Source organism: Nocardia sp. NPDC055002 (assembly GCF_053608825.1).
Genome location: NZ_JBSGWE010000015.1, coordinates 31825 through 44559 on the forward strand (window position 1 = coordinate 31825; position 12735 = coordinate 44559).

The 12735-nt window shown below is 68.2% G+C and carries 9 protein-coding genes; 3 read left to right on the plus strand and 6 right to left on the minus strand.

Translation table 11 applies throughout. From position 1 onward, the window contains the following. Positions 1–17 precede the first annotated feature (17 nt). Positions 18–968: an endonuclease/exonuclease/phosphatase family protein gene (locus ACWF99_RS33225; RefSeq protein WP_452538333.1), complete on the minus strand. Its 951-nt coding sequence runs from the start codon at positions 966–968 to the stop codon at positions 18–20. A gap of 93 nt (positions 969–1061) precedes the next feature. Between ACWF99_RS33225 and ACWF99_RS33230 the strand changes: the two genes are divergently transcribed. Further along, entirely contained in the window at positions 1062–1343 is a 282-nt protein-coding gene (locus tag ACWF99_RS33230) for a hypothetical protein (protein WP_378639189.1), read from the plus strand. On the opposite strand, the gene ACWF99_RS33235 is transcribed toward ACWF99_RS33230, so the two are convergent. Beyond that, positions 1340–3853, minus strand: a complete 2514-nt coding sequence (locus tag ACWF99_RS33235; RefSeq protein ID WP_452538334.1) for a GmrSD restriction endonuclease domain-containing protein — start codon at positions 3851–3853, stop codon at positions 1340–1342. The genes ACWF99_RS33230 and ACWF99_RS33235 overlap by 4 nt on opposite strands. Positions 3854–3956: 103 nt before the next feature. Further along, positions 3957–4979 (minus strand): hypothetical protein, encoded by a 1023-nt coding sequence (locus ACWF99_RS33240; protein WP_378639184.1) that lies wholly within the window; start codon positions 4977–4979, stop codon positions 3957–3959. A 221-nt stretch (positions 4980–5200) separates the two neighbouring features. Here ACWF99_RS33240 and ACWF99_RS33245 point away from each other — a divergent pair, with 221 nt between their 5' ends. Beyond that, complete coding sequence (locus ACWF99_RS33245) at positions 5201–5404, plus strand: cold-shock protein (protein WP_056821080.1); 204 nt, start codon at positions 5201–5203, stop codon at positions 5402–5404. A gap of 58 nt (positions 5405–5462) precedes the next feature. Here the strand turns inward: ACWF99_RS33245 and ACWF99_RS33250 are convergent, their stop codons facing one another. The 3 genes from ACWF99_RS33250 to ACWF99_RS33260 all read right to left on the minus strand — a co-directional run bounded on the left by ACWF99_RS33250 (position 5463) and on the right by ACWF99_RS33260 (position 11555). Then, entirely contained in the window at positions 5463–8474 is a 3012-nt protein-coding gene (locus ACWF99_RS33250) for a bifunctional [glutamine synthetase] adenylyltransferase/[glutamine synthetase]-adenylyl-L-tyrosine phosphorylase (RefSeq protein WP_452538335.1), read from the minus strand. 86 nt (positions 8475–8560) lie between these two features. Further along, positions 8561–9901 (minus strand): type I glutamate--ammonia ligase, encoded by a 1341-nt coding sequence (gene glnA, locus ACWF99_RS33255; protein WP_378639179.1) that lies wholly within the window; start codon positions 9899–9901, stop codon positions 8561–8563. 121 nt (positions 9902–10022) lie between these two features. Next, on the minus strand, positions 10023–11555 hold the full coding sequence (locus ACWF99_RS33260) for an alpha/beta hydrolase (RefSeq protein ID WP_378639176.1): 1533 nt from the start codon (positions 11553–11555) through the stop codon (positions 10023–10025). 199 nt (positions 11556–11754) lie between these two features. On the opposite strand from ACWF99_RS33260, the gene panB reads away from it, so the two are divergent. Then, positions 11755–12609 carry a 3-methyl-2-oxobutanoate hydroxymethyltransferase gene (gene panB / locus ACWF99_RS33265; RefSeq protein ID WP_378639174.1) on the plus strand — a complete coding sequence of 285 codons (855 nt, stop codon included), beginning with the start codon at positions 11755–11757 and terminating at the stop codon, positions 12607–12609. The last annotated feature ends 126 nt before the right edge of the window (positions 12610–12735 follow it).

Sequence of the window (12735 nt, forward strand, 5' to 3'; positions counted from 1 at the left end):
ATGGTAAACGACCGCTGTCACAGGTCCATTCGGATCGTGGCCAGCACCGCGCGATGGTCGGAGCCGGGGATGGTGAGCGTGCGGATCTGTTCGGCCACCCCACCTGCGACGAGGATGTGATCGATCCCGATCACCGGTCCCCACCGGCGATCCGCCGGGTAGGTGAGCAGGACACCGTCGCCGGTCTGGTCCGCGGCCGAGGCGAACGCGCCGTCGAGCAGCGCGCGATACGCCGAATGATCGTGCGTGGCATTGAAATCCGCGCCGACGATCGCCGGTGCGCTGGTCGCCGCGAGGATCTCGTCGACCCGGCGCATCTCGGCCGACCAGGCGCCGAAGTCGAGGTTCGGCGGAATCGGATGGAAAGCGAAGACCGGCATCGGTCCACGCTGTGGATGTTCCATCGTCGCGGAGATGTTGCTCATGATGAAGCCGTCGTATTTCTTGGTGTCGCGCAACGGGTATCGGCTGTAGATGCCGGTGCCGCCACCACCGGACTGCGCCGGTTCCAGGTAGGAGTAGGGCAGTCGTTCTTCGAGTCCGGCCACACGCAGACCCGTGATCGAGTCGATGGTCAACTCCTCGACGGTGAGCACGTCGACGTTGTTCTCCCGCACGGCACCGACCACGGCGACCGGATCGGCCTTGCCGAACAGGATGTTCGACTGCATCACCACCAGTTCCGGCCCATCGGCGGCCCTGGCCTCCGGAATGTAGGACGGCACCACCAACCACGCGGCACCGGCCAGCACCAGTGCCGCCGCCCCTGAGCTGCGCCAGCCTCGGGCGAGCAGCAACAGCAACAGCCCCACGACCGCACCGAGCATCAACCACATCGCCCCCGACGCCAACAGCACCATCGACTTCTGGCGCCAGTCCACGACATGCAACACGATCCCGGCCACCGCCGCGACCACCGCGCCCCACCCCAGGACGAGCAACGCTCGTTCCAACCGTTTACGCATCATGAGGTCACCCTAAGCGGCGCCGCTTTCAGGTCGCTTGCGGCTGTCTTGGGAACTCCGCGAGGACCTACACTGGCCGCCGGAAGGGAGGTGACCGTGTACCTCGAAGAATTCTCCGCCGCGGGTCCACTCACCGAGCGGGCCGTCGAGGAGCTGATGACCGTCGCGAACAAGTACACCTCGGCGATCACCCTGACCGTCGGTGAGCGCACCGTGCAGCTCCCGGTTCTCCCGGTCTGCTGGGATGAGCTGCGCGTCGGCGCGGGCACCGCGATCACCGTCGAAGCCGACCGCGGCTACCGACCGGCCGACCTCGAGGACCGCACCGCGCTGACCGACTTCGTCTCGACCTTCCAGCGCGCGACCGGTAGGCCCTAGAGCGGCAGACCTGCCTCGATCCAGTTGTAGGCCTGGATCTTTCGGGACTCGGGATCGTTGACCACCTGGTTGATGAGGTCGTTGATCTGATCGGTGGACAGGGGGTAGCCGTAGTGTTCGGCCGCGCCCGCCGACGCCCACAGCGAGGCGAACAATCCGGGCCCGCCGAGAAGGTGGGACAGCGTGGTGGCGACCTCGTCGACGGTCTCGATGACGCCGTGAACGAGCGCGATCGCGATGTCTTCGTCGCCGGGCGGCATGCCGGGGGCCAGCGCACCGGATTCGACGGCCCGCTGAGCCAGCCACGCACGTGGGACCAGCGGGCTCGGGCCGATGGCGTCGCCGAGGTAGTAGCGCCATTCGCCGGGGTTGCCCTGGTCGAAAGCGTGGATGTAGAAGGTGCGGGTGAGCGCCCACAGAGCGATGTAGCGCAGGGCGAGCTGTTCGGGACCGAGCAGCGCGTCGGGGCCCTCGGCGCGGTCGCGCTCCAGCAGGTTCCAGGCGAAGCGGAACCAGACCTGTTCGGAATTGCCGACCCAGGTGGCGGGCAGACGGTCGGCCAACGCGGCCAGATCGCCGACCGGGCCGTCGATGCCGCTGTCGCCGGAGGCTTCCACGCGCAGGTTGTCGACATAGCCGCGCAGGGCGTCGACAGAGGTGAACACCGCGTAGCCCAGCTGTGCGAAACGGGTGAGGTCGGCATTGGACGGCTCGAGCACGAGCACCACCGGCATGCCGACGCCCGGTTGCAGGCCCTCGGGCCAAAAGGCTTCGGCGACAGCGAGTTCGCGGCCGGTGACCGGGTCGGAGACCTCACTGTCGAGCAGCGGGAAGCCGAAGCCGTCGGCGACGAGATCGTCGACGAGCGCGTTGACCTGGTCCACCGCGGGATCGCCGATGGTCACCCCGGCCACACCCACCGTCAGCAGGGTCGGGCGGTGCAGTTTGCCGGTGCGCAGCTTTTCGAGGAACGCGTCCGCCGAGGCGGAGAGCATCTTGCGGCGGGCCCGCAGGAACTCACGGTAGTTCTCCACCCGCCACAGCGACGGATCGGTCGGAATCCACTGCGAGGCGAGCACACCCGGGTTGCGCCGTTCCACCTCGGCGAAGTAGTCGGCGGGCTCACGCTCGCCGAGCTCGGCCTCGGAGCCGGGGCCGAGGAAGCAGAAGTTGGCGATCGCGTTGATCTCGTTGCGTTCGTAACCGGCATCGCGCAGCAGGGTTTTCGGGAACAGGTAGTGCACCTGCACCGGGGTGCGCTCGCCGAACTGCTCGATGCCGAGTTCGGTCCCGGTGCCGAGATCGCGGGAACCGTCGACGCGGGTCAGCATGTACAGCAGTGGATAGAACCGGGAACCGCGAGTGGCACCGGCGAAATCGTCGGCGCACAGGTCGAGCGAGCCACCGCGCAGCCGTTCCAGCGAGCCGATCAGCGCGTTGATGCCGCCGCGTTCGAGCGTGTCGTAGTCCTGTTGCAGGAACGTCTCGGTGGAGCCGCTGAACCGGCCCCAGAGCGCGGAATGCACGTACCAGTACAGCACCCGGTCGCGGTGCAGGTCGTCGTCGAAGCGGCCGCCGTTGAGGAACAGCAGGCGAGTGATCACGGGAATCGCGTAGCGCCCCATCAGGACTCGGTCGTGGTCGAGGCCGAGCCGGCCCGCCACCGTGTCGAGGAAGGTGTCGACCTGTTTCGTGGTGGCCACCAGGGCCTGCTCGAATTCCGCGGGCGCCAGATCGCCGAGTGCGTCGAAGTGCGCGCGGCCGTTGCCGACGGCGATCACGTTGCGCAGCAACCAGTCCAGGGTGAACGTGTAGCCGTCTTTGTCCCAGCGGATCAGGTGGTCGCGCAGGTTGCCGCGGGCCTGCGGCCACTGCGCGCACAGGGTGGCCAGCGCGAGGTCGCCCTTGGACAGTTTGGTGCCGCCGGAGTTGACCCGGTTGAAGATGTCGACCACCTCGTCGACCGTGCGATCCGATCCGGTGATGGTCTCGACGTTGAACTCGCGGTTGGCCACCTCGCGAACCTTGTTCAGCCGATCGAGATAGAGGGCAAGGGTTTCCGGTGACTCGTCCGGGAACCTGGCCAGGTAGTGCATCGGCCCCTGGGCGAACAGTTCGGTGATGTCGATCCAGGCCGGCGCGGTGTCGCGGCCGGGCACCTGGAATTCGAAGAGCTCACGCTCGACATCGAAATGCAGACCGGTGAAGGCGATCTCGTCGCCTTCGAAGAACGACGGCGCTGTCCCGCGCATGATCCCGTACAGGGTGGTGATGCGCTGCTGACCGTCGAGCAGCAACTGGCGCAGCCCCGAGCCGGTCGTCGACCCGCGTACCGCGATCTCCTCGGACCCGGTCTCCCACACCAGCAACCCACCGACCGGATACCCGAGATACAGCGACCGCATGAGTCCACGCACCTGGTCGCGGTTCCACACGTAGCCACGCTGGAATTCGGGCAGCAGCACAGCACCGGAGTCGATCTGGTCGAGCAGGGTGGACAGACGTGTCACGGCAGCCTTTCGATCGAGATCCGGTGGCAGACAAGCGCCCCATCGTTGCACGAATCGTACCGACACATCCCGACATGCCAGCGGCCGAACGGAACTGGCGCGATTACTCCATCCCGGACACCGCGGCCCGGAAGGCGTCCGAAGCGTAGAACGGCGCCAGCCTGCGACGCAGCACGGTGTCGAGATAACCACGCTCGTCGAGTGTTTCGAGGACCGGCGGGCCGAAACGCAGCGCCTCCTCGAGCATCTCCGCGCGCCCTACGCCCAGCTCAGCCAGTAATTCGGCAAGGGGGGTGTCGCCGTATTTGTCGAAGACGTGGTCCACGCCCTCGTCGAGCAGGGCACGGAAGTAGTCGGTATCGCGGAAGGTGCGCCAGAATTCGAAGACGAGCACGACGATGTCTTCGACGTCGGTGGCCGAGACCAGATCACGGAACGAGCCGACCGCGTCGCCGGTGTGTTTGCGCCAGGTCTCGCGCGCGCTGTCGAGCAACACCTCGTCGGCGTCACCGCTGTTGCCGCGCAACACGAATCGCGCACCGGTGCGGGTGAGCCTGCCGACGCCGTGCTCGATCGCGGGCATCGCCGGTTCGGCCAGGCGCGACAGCGCACCGCGCAGCGTCCTGGCCAGGCCGCCGCCTTCGGGGTGCAAACCGTCGTCGACCGCGGTGACCACCGCGCGCTGGACCGCCTCGACGCACGCGTCGACGGTCACCGGGCTGTTGAGCACCAGCCGCACCAGCCGGTGGGTGAGATCCAGATCGGCGACGCCGTCGACCAGCTCGTCGAAGCGGCGGTTGTCGACGAGCTCACCGACCTCGATCTCGTCGTTGGCGCGATGGTTGTACAGGCGGGTGGCGATCTCACCGACGAGTTCGGGAATCGCGCCCTCGACAGGAACCTGGACGGCGAATTTGTGCGCGACCGCTTTGATCTGCTCACGGGTCACCGCCTGCGCGAGGGTCAGCTCCGCGGCCTCCTCGAGCGCGCCGTCGATCTCCTCGGTGACGAACTCGAGGAACCCGGCGGGTTCACGCAACTGCTGCTTGGTGAACGCCACGTGCGCGTCGAGCACCCGCATGGCCAGGTCGACGTGCCCGCCACGCCCCGCGTTCATCTCACCCATACCGCCCAGATTGGCACAGTCCGCGACGCGATGTGACAGGGGCGCAGGCATTGGTTGCCGACCGACGCAACACGCCGGTTTTCCACGGCATACGCCGCCCACATCGCGGTGTGACAGATCGCGAGGCGCGGTTTGCTGGCGAGTATGGCATACTGGGTTGCTGAGACTGGGCTGATCGCAAGTGATCGCCATGGCTCACCTACGGAAAAGACTTTTAAAACATGACTCAAGGCACCGTCAAGTGGTTCAACGGCGAAAAGGGCTTCGGCTTCATCGCCCAAGACGGAGGCGGCCCCGACGTCTTCGTTCACTACTCGGCTATCGGCGGCTCGGGCTTCAAGTCCCTCGAAGAGGGACAGCGGGTGGAGTTCGAGGTCGGCCAGGGCCAGAAGGGCCCTCAGGCCCAGGACGTCCGCGCCATCTGATTTCGGCGTGAACTGAAAAAGCCCCGCACCAGTGGTGCGGGGCTTTTTCATGTCCGGACTATCCCCCGAACACGCGCTCGACGACGGCCTTCGCGCGCCGGGTGATGCGCATGTAGGTGTCGAGGAACTCGCTGCCGTCGTCGTTGGGCCAGCCGGCTACTCGGGCCACCGCCGAGAGCAGCTGGCCCGGGCCGGGGAGCTGGTCGGTCGGCTTGCCCTTGACCAGGACGAGGGCGTTGCGGGCGGCGGTGGCGGTGATCCACGATTCACGCAGGAGCGCGACGTCCTCGGGCTCGAGGATGCCCTCGGCTTCGATCACGTCGAGCGACTGCAGGGTCGAGGTGTTGTGCAGCGCGGGTATCTCGTGCGCGTGGCGCAGTTGCAGGAGCTGGACGGTCCATTCGATATCGGCCAGGCCGCCGCGGCCCAGCTTGGTGTGGGTCGACGGGTTGGCACCGCGCGGAAGCCGCTCGGAGTCGACGCGCGCCTTGATGCGGCGGATCTCGCGGACCGATTCCTCCGACACCCCGCCGGTCGGATAGCGGATCGGGTCGATGACGTGCAGGAAGCGCACGCCCAGATCCTGATCGCCCGCCACCTGGTGCGCGCGCAGCAGCGCCTGCACCTCCCACGGCTGGGCCCATTGCGCGTAATAGGCCTGATAGGCGGTCAGCGTTCGCACGAGGGGCCCGTTGCGGCCCTCCGGGCGCAGGCCCGCGTCGACCTGCAGCGGCGGGTCGACGCTCGGTGCGCCGAGCAGCCGCTGCACCTTCTCGGCGATCCCGTTGGCCCATTTCACGGCCGTGGCCTCGTCTTCACCGGGGCGCGGATCGCAGACGAACAGCACGTCGGCGTCGGAGCCGTAGCCCAGTTCCATCCCGCCGAGCCTGCCCATGCCGATCACCGCGAAGTCGGCGGGCGCGGGCGCTGCGCGTTCGGCCTCCGAGGCGCGGATGACCGCGCTCAGCGCCGCCTCGAGCACCGCGACCCACACCGACGACAGCGCCGCGCACACCTGCGGGACGTCCAGCATGCCGAGCACATCGGCCGAGGCGACCCTGGCCAGTTCGTGGCGGCGCAGTGAACGTGCCGCCGCGACAGCACGTTTCGGGTCGTCATAGCGGGCGGCCGCGGTCTGCATGCCGCGGGCGACGTCTTCGGGTTTCGTGCTGAGCAGCTGCGGACCGCCGGGCCCGTCGGCGTACATCCGGATGGTGTCGGGCGCGTTGATCAGCAGATCGGGCAGGTACTCCGAGGAACCGAGCACGATCATCAGACGCTGGGCCACCGCGCCCTCGTCACGCAGCACGCGCAGGAACCAGATCTGGTCGTCGAGCCCCTCCGACACCCGGCGGTACGCGAGCAGCCCGGCGTCGGGATTCGGTGTGTCACCGAGCCATTCGAGCAGAGTGGGCAGCAGCAGTGCCTGGATGCGGCCCTTGCGCGAGACGCCGCCGGTGAGCGCTTTGAGATGGCCGAGCGCGTTGGCCGGTGCGCCGTAGCCGAGGGCGGCGAGCTGGCGGACGGCGGCGTCGGGGCTCAGGCGCAGCGCGTCGGAGTCCATCCGGGCGACCGCGTCCAGCAGCGGGCGATAGAACAGTTTCGCGTGCAACCGCCGGACTCGCACGGCGTTGCGGCGGATGTCGGTATCGAGCACGCCGACCGCGTCCTGGCGGCCGTCGGGCCGGATGTGGGCGGCGCGGGCCAGCCAGCGCATGCCCTCCTCGTCATCGGCCGCGGGCAGGGTGTGGGTGCGCTTGAGCCGTTGCAATTGCAGGCGGTGTTCGAGCAGGCGCAGGAATTCGTAGGAGGCGGTGAGGTTGGCGGCGTCCTCACGGCCGACGTAGCCGCCCGCGGCGAGGGCCGTGAGCGCTTCGACGGTATTGGTCACGTGCAGTGCCTCGTCGACCCGGCCGTGCACCAATTGCAGGAGCTGCACGGCGAATTCGACATCGCGCAGGCTGCCCGCGCCGAGCTTGAGCTCGCGCTCGCGCATGTCGGCGGGGACCAGGTCCTCGACCCGGCGGCGCATGGCCTGGACGTCGGCGACGAAGTCGGGGCGTTCCGATGCGGTCCAGACCATCGGCATCAGCGCGTCGCGGTACTGCTTGCCGAGTTCCATATCGCCGGTCATCGGCCGGTTCTTCAACAGCGCCTGGAACTCCCAGGTGCGCGCCCACCGCTTGTAGTAGGCGAGGTGGGAGTCGAGGGTGCGCACCAGTGCCCCCGCCTTGCCCTCGGGGCGCAGTGCGGCGTCGACCTCGAAGAAGGCCGAACTCGCGACGCTCATCATCTCCGCGGCGAGCCGGGTCGCGGTCGCGTCGGCCGGTTCGGCGACGAACACCACGTCGACGTCGCTGACGTAATTCAGTTCTCGCGCACCACATTTGCCCATCGCGATCACCGCGAGACGCACCGGCACCGGGCCGTTCTTACACACCCTGGCCACCGCGACCGACAGGGCGGCGGTGAGCGCGGCATCGGCCAGATCCGACAGGTGCTTGCCGACCACCAGGTACGGCGGCACCGGTTCGTTCTCGACGGTGGAGGCGAGGTCGACCGCGGCCAGCAACATCAGCTGATCGCGGTACCTGCCGCGCAGCAAGGCGACCGCCTCCGGACCGGCGATCCCGGCACGGAACAGCATCGGCCCCGCGTTGGGTCCGGTCTCCGGCGCCGCGTCGACGGCGTCGAGCAGATCGGCGATCAGTTCGTCACGGCTGGGAAGTTCGTTCTCGCGCAGCACTTTCCACGCCGCCGGGGCAGCGACCAGATGGTCGCCGAACGCCGTCGACGAGCCGAGCAAACCGAACAGCCTGCCGCGCAATGTGGTGTCGGAACGGATCGCCGAATCCAGTTCGGGCCATTCGTCTTCGAGCGATTCGCGCAGCCGCACCAGCATGGACAGGGCGAGGTCGGCATCGGGCGAACGCGAGAGTGCCCAGAGCACCGGCACCCCGTCGACGTTGTCCCAGCCGAGTTGATGCAGGGAAGCCGCCGCTGTCGGTTCGAGTAAACCGAGCCGGCCGACGCCGGGTACAGCGGAGCGGGCAGTCGGTGGCCGGACCATAGCTGTGATCCTAGCGGCTGACTCCGCGGGCTTTCGGCCTGGAAGCCTTGATCCGGTCAGCCCGGATCAAGGCGGCCCGGGATCACTCAGAGACTCAGGTATTCCTTCAGCTCCCAGGGAGTGACCTGTGAGCGGTAGTCGGCCCACTCACGGCGCTTGTTGCGCAGGAAGAAGTCGAAGACGTGTTCGCCGAGGGTTTCGGCGACCAGCTCGGAGCGCTCCATCGCCTGCAGGGCCTCGTCGAGGGTGCCGGGCAGGGTGCGGAAGCCCATGGCGCGACGCTCGGCGTCGGTCAGCGACCACACGTCGTCCTCGGCCTCGGGGGGCAGCGTGTAGCCCTTTTCGATACCGCGCAGACCCGCGGCCAGCAGCACCGCGAAGGTCAGGTACGGATTGCAGGCGGAATCAGGGCTGCGGATCTCGACGCGCCGCGACGACGACTTGTTCGGGGTGTACATCGGCACCCGCACCAGCGCCGACCGGTTGGACCGGCCCCACGAGGCCGCGGTCGGGGCTTCGCCACCGTGGATCAGCCGCTTGTAGGAGTTGACCCACTGGTTGGTGATCGCGCTGATCTCGGGGGCGTGCTCGAGGATGCCTGCGATGAACGAGCGCGCGGTGCCCGAGAGGTTGTTCGGGTCGTCGGGATCGGCGAAGGCGTTGTTCTCGCCCTCGAACAGGCTCATGTGAGTGTGCATGGCCGAGCCGGGGTACTGGGAGAACGGCTTGGGCATGAACGTCGCGCGCACGCCCTCGTCGATCGCCACCTCTTTGATCAGGTAGCGGAACGTCATCACGTTGTCGGCCATCGAGAGCGCGTCGGCGTAGCGCAGGTCGATCTCCTGCTGGCCGGGAGCGCCCTCGTGGTGGCTGAACTCGACCGAGATGCCCATCGATTCGAGCGAGTCGATGGCATGGCGGCGGAAGTTCGGCGCCGCGTCGTGCACGGCCTGGTCGAAGAAGCCGCCGTTGTCGGCCGGGGTCGGCTCGTAGCCGTCCTTGAGCTTGTTCTCCAGCAGGAAGAACTCGATCTCGGGGTGCACGTAGCAGCTGAAGCCCGCGTCGGCGGCCTTGTTCAGCTGACGGCGCAGCACGTGGCGCGGGTCGGCCCAGGACGGCGAACCGTCGGGCATGGTGATGTCGCAGAACATCCGCGCCGAGTGCTGGTGACCCTTGGAGCTGGCCCACGGCAGCACCTGGAAGGTCGACGGATCGGGCCGCGCGACCATGTCCGCCTCGGACACGCGCGCGAAGCCTTCGATGGCCGAGCCGTCGAAGCCGATGCCCTCCTCGAAGGCGCCTTCGAGCTCGGCGGGGGCGATGGCGACGGACTTGAGGTAGCCCAGCACATCGGTGAACCAGAGACGGACGAAGCGGATATCCCGCTCTTCGAGCGTCCGCAGCACGAATTCCTTCTGGCGATCCATACCGGCGAGCGTAAGCACCCGGCGTTAAATCCGTGTTACATACGGAGACGGGTTTGCGATCTCGTCACATCGTTCGCACATCTCACCGGCCACGACGGGGCGCGGTGAGTAAATGTGGCTCTCAGCATGTGAGACCGGGCGCGGGCGTGGCGAGATCGACCAGATAGTCGATCACCGCGGTGTCGAGACACTGATCGCCCGCCACCAGAGCGGCGGTGTGCCGATTGCCACGGAAGGTGATCAGGTCGGCACCCAGCTGTGCGGCCAGGTCGACACCGGCCTGATACGGCGTGGCCGGGTCGTCGGTGGTGGAGACCACGACGGTGGGCGGCAGCCCGGGGGCCGAGACGCGATGCGGGGTGCTGGTGTTGGGCACCGGCCAGGCAGCGCACAGTTCCAGCGGGGCGGCGCCGGTGCCCTTGCCGTCGTCGAGGAACGGGGCGGCCTTGCGGTACTCGGTGTCCTGACGGCCGGTCACCGCGGGATCGGTGACGCGCGGATCGTCGACGCAGCGGATCGCGTTGAAGGCGTCCTGGGTGTTGGCGTAGGTGCCGTCCTGGCGGCGGCCGTCGTACATATCGGCCAGCTGCAGCAGGGTGTCGCCACTGCCCGCGCGCAGTTCGGTGAGGCCCTGGGTGAGGATCTGCCACAGGTCGTCGCTGTACAGCGCCTGCTGGACGCCGGTGATCGCGTCGTTGTAGCTGAGGCCGCGCGGGTCGGTGGTCGGCGCCGGAGTCTTCTCCAGCGGTCCGACCAGCTCGCGGAAACGGGTGACGGCCTGGGCGGGGTCGGTGCCGAGCGGGCAGTCGGCGTTCTTCGCGCAGTCGGTGGCGTAGGCGGTGAACACGCCCTGGAAGCCCGCCGCCTGACGCAGTGACTCCTGGACCGGGTCCTGCGAGGAGTCGACGGCGCCGTCGAGAACGAGCGCGCGCACGTTCTGCGGGTATTTCTCGGCGTAGGCCGAACCGAGGCGGGTGCCGTAGGAGTAGCCGAGGTAGCTCAGTTTCGCGTCGCCGAGCACGGCCCGCATGACATCCATGTCCTGGATCACCTCGCGGGTACCGACGTGACCGAGCAGGTCGACGCCGGAACGCTGGGCGCAGCGGTCGGCGTACTCACGGTTGTCGGCCTCGGCCTCGGCGATACCCGCCGGCGTGTTGTCGGTGGGCGGCTCGGCACGTTCGGCGTCGGCCTGCTGCGGGGTGAGGCAGACGATCGAGGGCAGCGACGAGCCGACACCGCGCGGATCGAACCCGACCCGATCGAACTTCTCCGCCAGTTCGGTGCGGTTGCCGACACCGACCATCGACAGGCCGGAGACGCCGGGCCCGCCCGGGTTCATCAGCAGCGAGCCGACCTTCTCGCCGGTGGCCGGGATCCGGGAGAGGGCGATCTGGGCGGTCGGGCCGTCCGGGCGCGCGTAGTCGATCGGCACGGTGATCCGCGCGCACTCGGTTTTGGGTGGCAGCCGGTCCTCCGGGCTGCCGTAGCTCTCGCACGAGCCCCAATCGATCTGCTGGTCGTAGAAGCTGTTCAGGCCCGGTGGGGGCGGAGGCAGTTCAGCACGCGGTGCGCTGTCCCCGCCGGTGCCGCATCCGGTGACGATCAACGCAGAGACAGCGCCGAGGAGCACGACGAGCCGGCCTCGCTGCACAGTGGGCCCACCTTTCCGCGCCCTGCGGCGCACACAATGCGCCCGAATGGGCTCGCATCACGGTAACCGAATCGCTGGTGTGACCGATCACACCGGCGCCGGGCCTTAAACCCGTGCGGGCGCAGGTGGCACACTGAGATGGTCAGAAAAGCCCGGGGACCCGGTATGGGCCTCGAGGAACCAGACGAAAGGGACGATGATGTCCGTATCCGATGAGCAGACTCCTGCCTACGGTGCCACTCCCGCCGACAACAAGCCACGCCGCAAGACCCGCGTCCAGCATCTCCAGCAGATGAAGGCCGACGGTGAGCGCTGGTCGATGCTGACGGCCTACGACTACTCGTCCGCGCGGCTGTTCGAGGAAGCCGGTATCCCCGTGCTCCTGGTCGGCGATTCGGCCGCCAATGTCGTCTACGGCTACGACACCACCGTGCCGATCACCGTCGACGAGCTCATCCCGCTCGTGCGCGGTGTCGTGCGCGGCGCCCCGCACGCGCTGGTCGTCGCCGATCTGCCGTTCGGGACCTACGAGTCCTCGCCGCAGCAGGCTCTGGCGACCGCCATCCGCTTCATGAAGGAGGGCGGCGCGCACGCGGTGAAGCTCGAAGGCGGCGAACGGGTCGCCGAGCAGATCGCGCTGATCACCTCCGCGGGCATCCCCGTGATGGCCCACATCGGGTTCACCCCGCAGAGCGTGAACACCCTGGGCGGTTTCCGTGTCCAAGGCCGAGGCGACGGCGCCGAGCAGCTGGTCGCCGACGCGATCGCCGTGCAGGAGGCCGGTGCGTTCTCGGTGGTCATGGAAATGGTCCCCGCCGAGATCGCGGGCCAGGTCACCCGCAAGCTGACCATCCCGACCGTCGGCATCGGCGCGGGCGCCGACTGCGACGCCCAGGTGCTGGTCTGGCAGGACATGGCCGGCTACACCAGCGGCAAGACCGCCAAGTTCGTCAAGCGCTTCGGCAACGTAGGCGACGAACTCCGCACCGCCGCAGCCACTTACGCCGCCGAAGTCCGCCAAGGCACCTTCCCCGGCCCAGAACACAGCTTCTGACCGGACCCACAACAACCCGTCCCCGTCCCCGTCTTCAACAACCCACCCAACCCACCCACCGCACTCCCGACCCCTAGGGAGGGACGGCCACGAAGTGGCCGGTCCGCGGCCGGGCCGCCGGTCAGG

Bases quoted from the DNA above. Each gene is read 5' to 3' on its own strand.
- panB (WP_378639174.1), top strand. From the start codon at position 11,755: ATGTCCGTATCCGATGAGCAGACTCCTGCCTACGGTGCCACTCCCGCC.
- glnA (WP_378639179.1), bottom strand. From the start codon at position 9,901: ATGGATCGCCAGAAGGAATTCGTGCTGCGGACGCTCGAAGAGCGGGAT.
- ACWF99_RS33250 (WP_452538335.1), bottom strand. From the start codon at position 8,474: ATGGTCCGGCCACCGACTGCCCGCTCCGCTGTACCCGGCGTCGGCCGG.
- ACWF99_RS33225 (WP_452538333.1), bottom strand. From the start codon at position 968: ATGATGCGTAAACGGTTGGAACGAGCGTTGCTCGTCCTGGGGTGGGGC.
- ACWF99_RS33240 (WP_378639184.1), bottom strand. From the start codon at position 4,979: ATGGGTGAGATGAACGCGGGGCGTGGCGGGCACGTCGACCTGGCCATG.
- ACWF99_RS33245 (WP_056821080.1), top strand. From the start codon at position 5,201: ATGACTCAAGGCACCGTCAAGTGGTTCAACGGCGAAAAGGGCTTCGGC.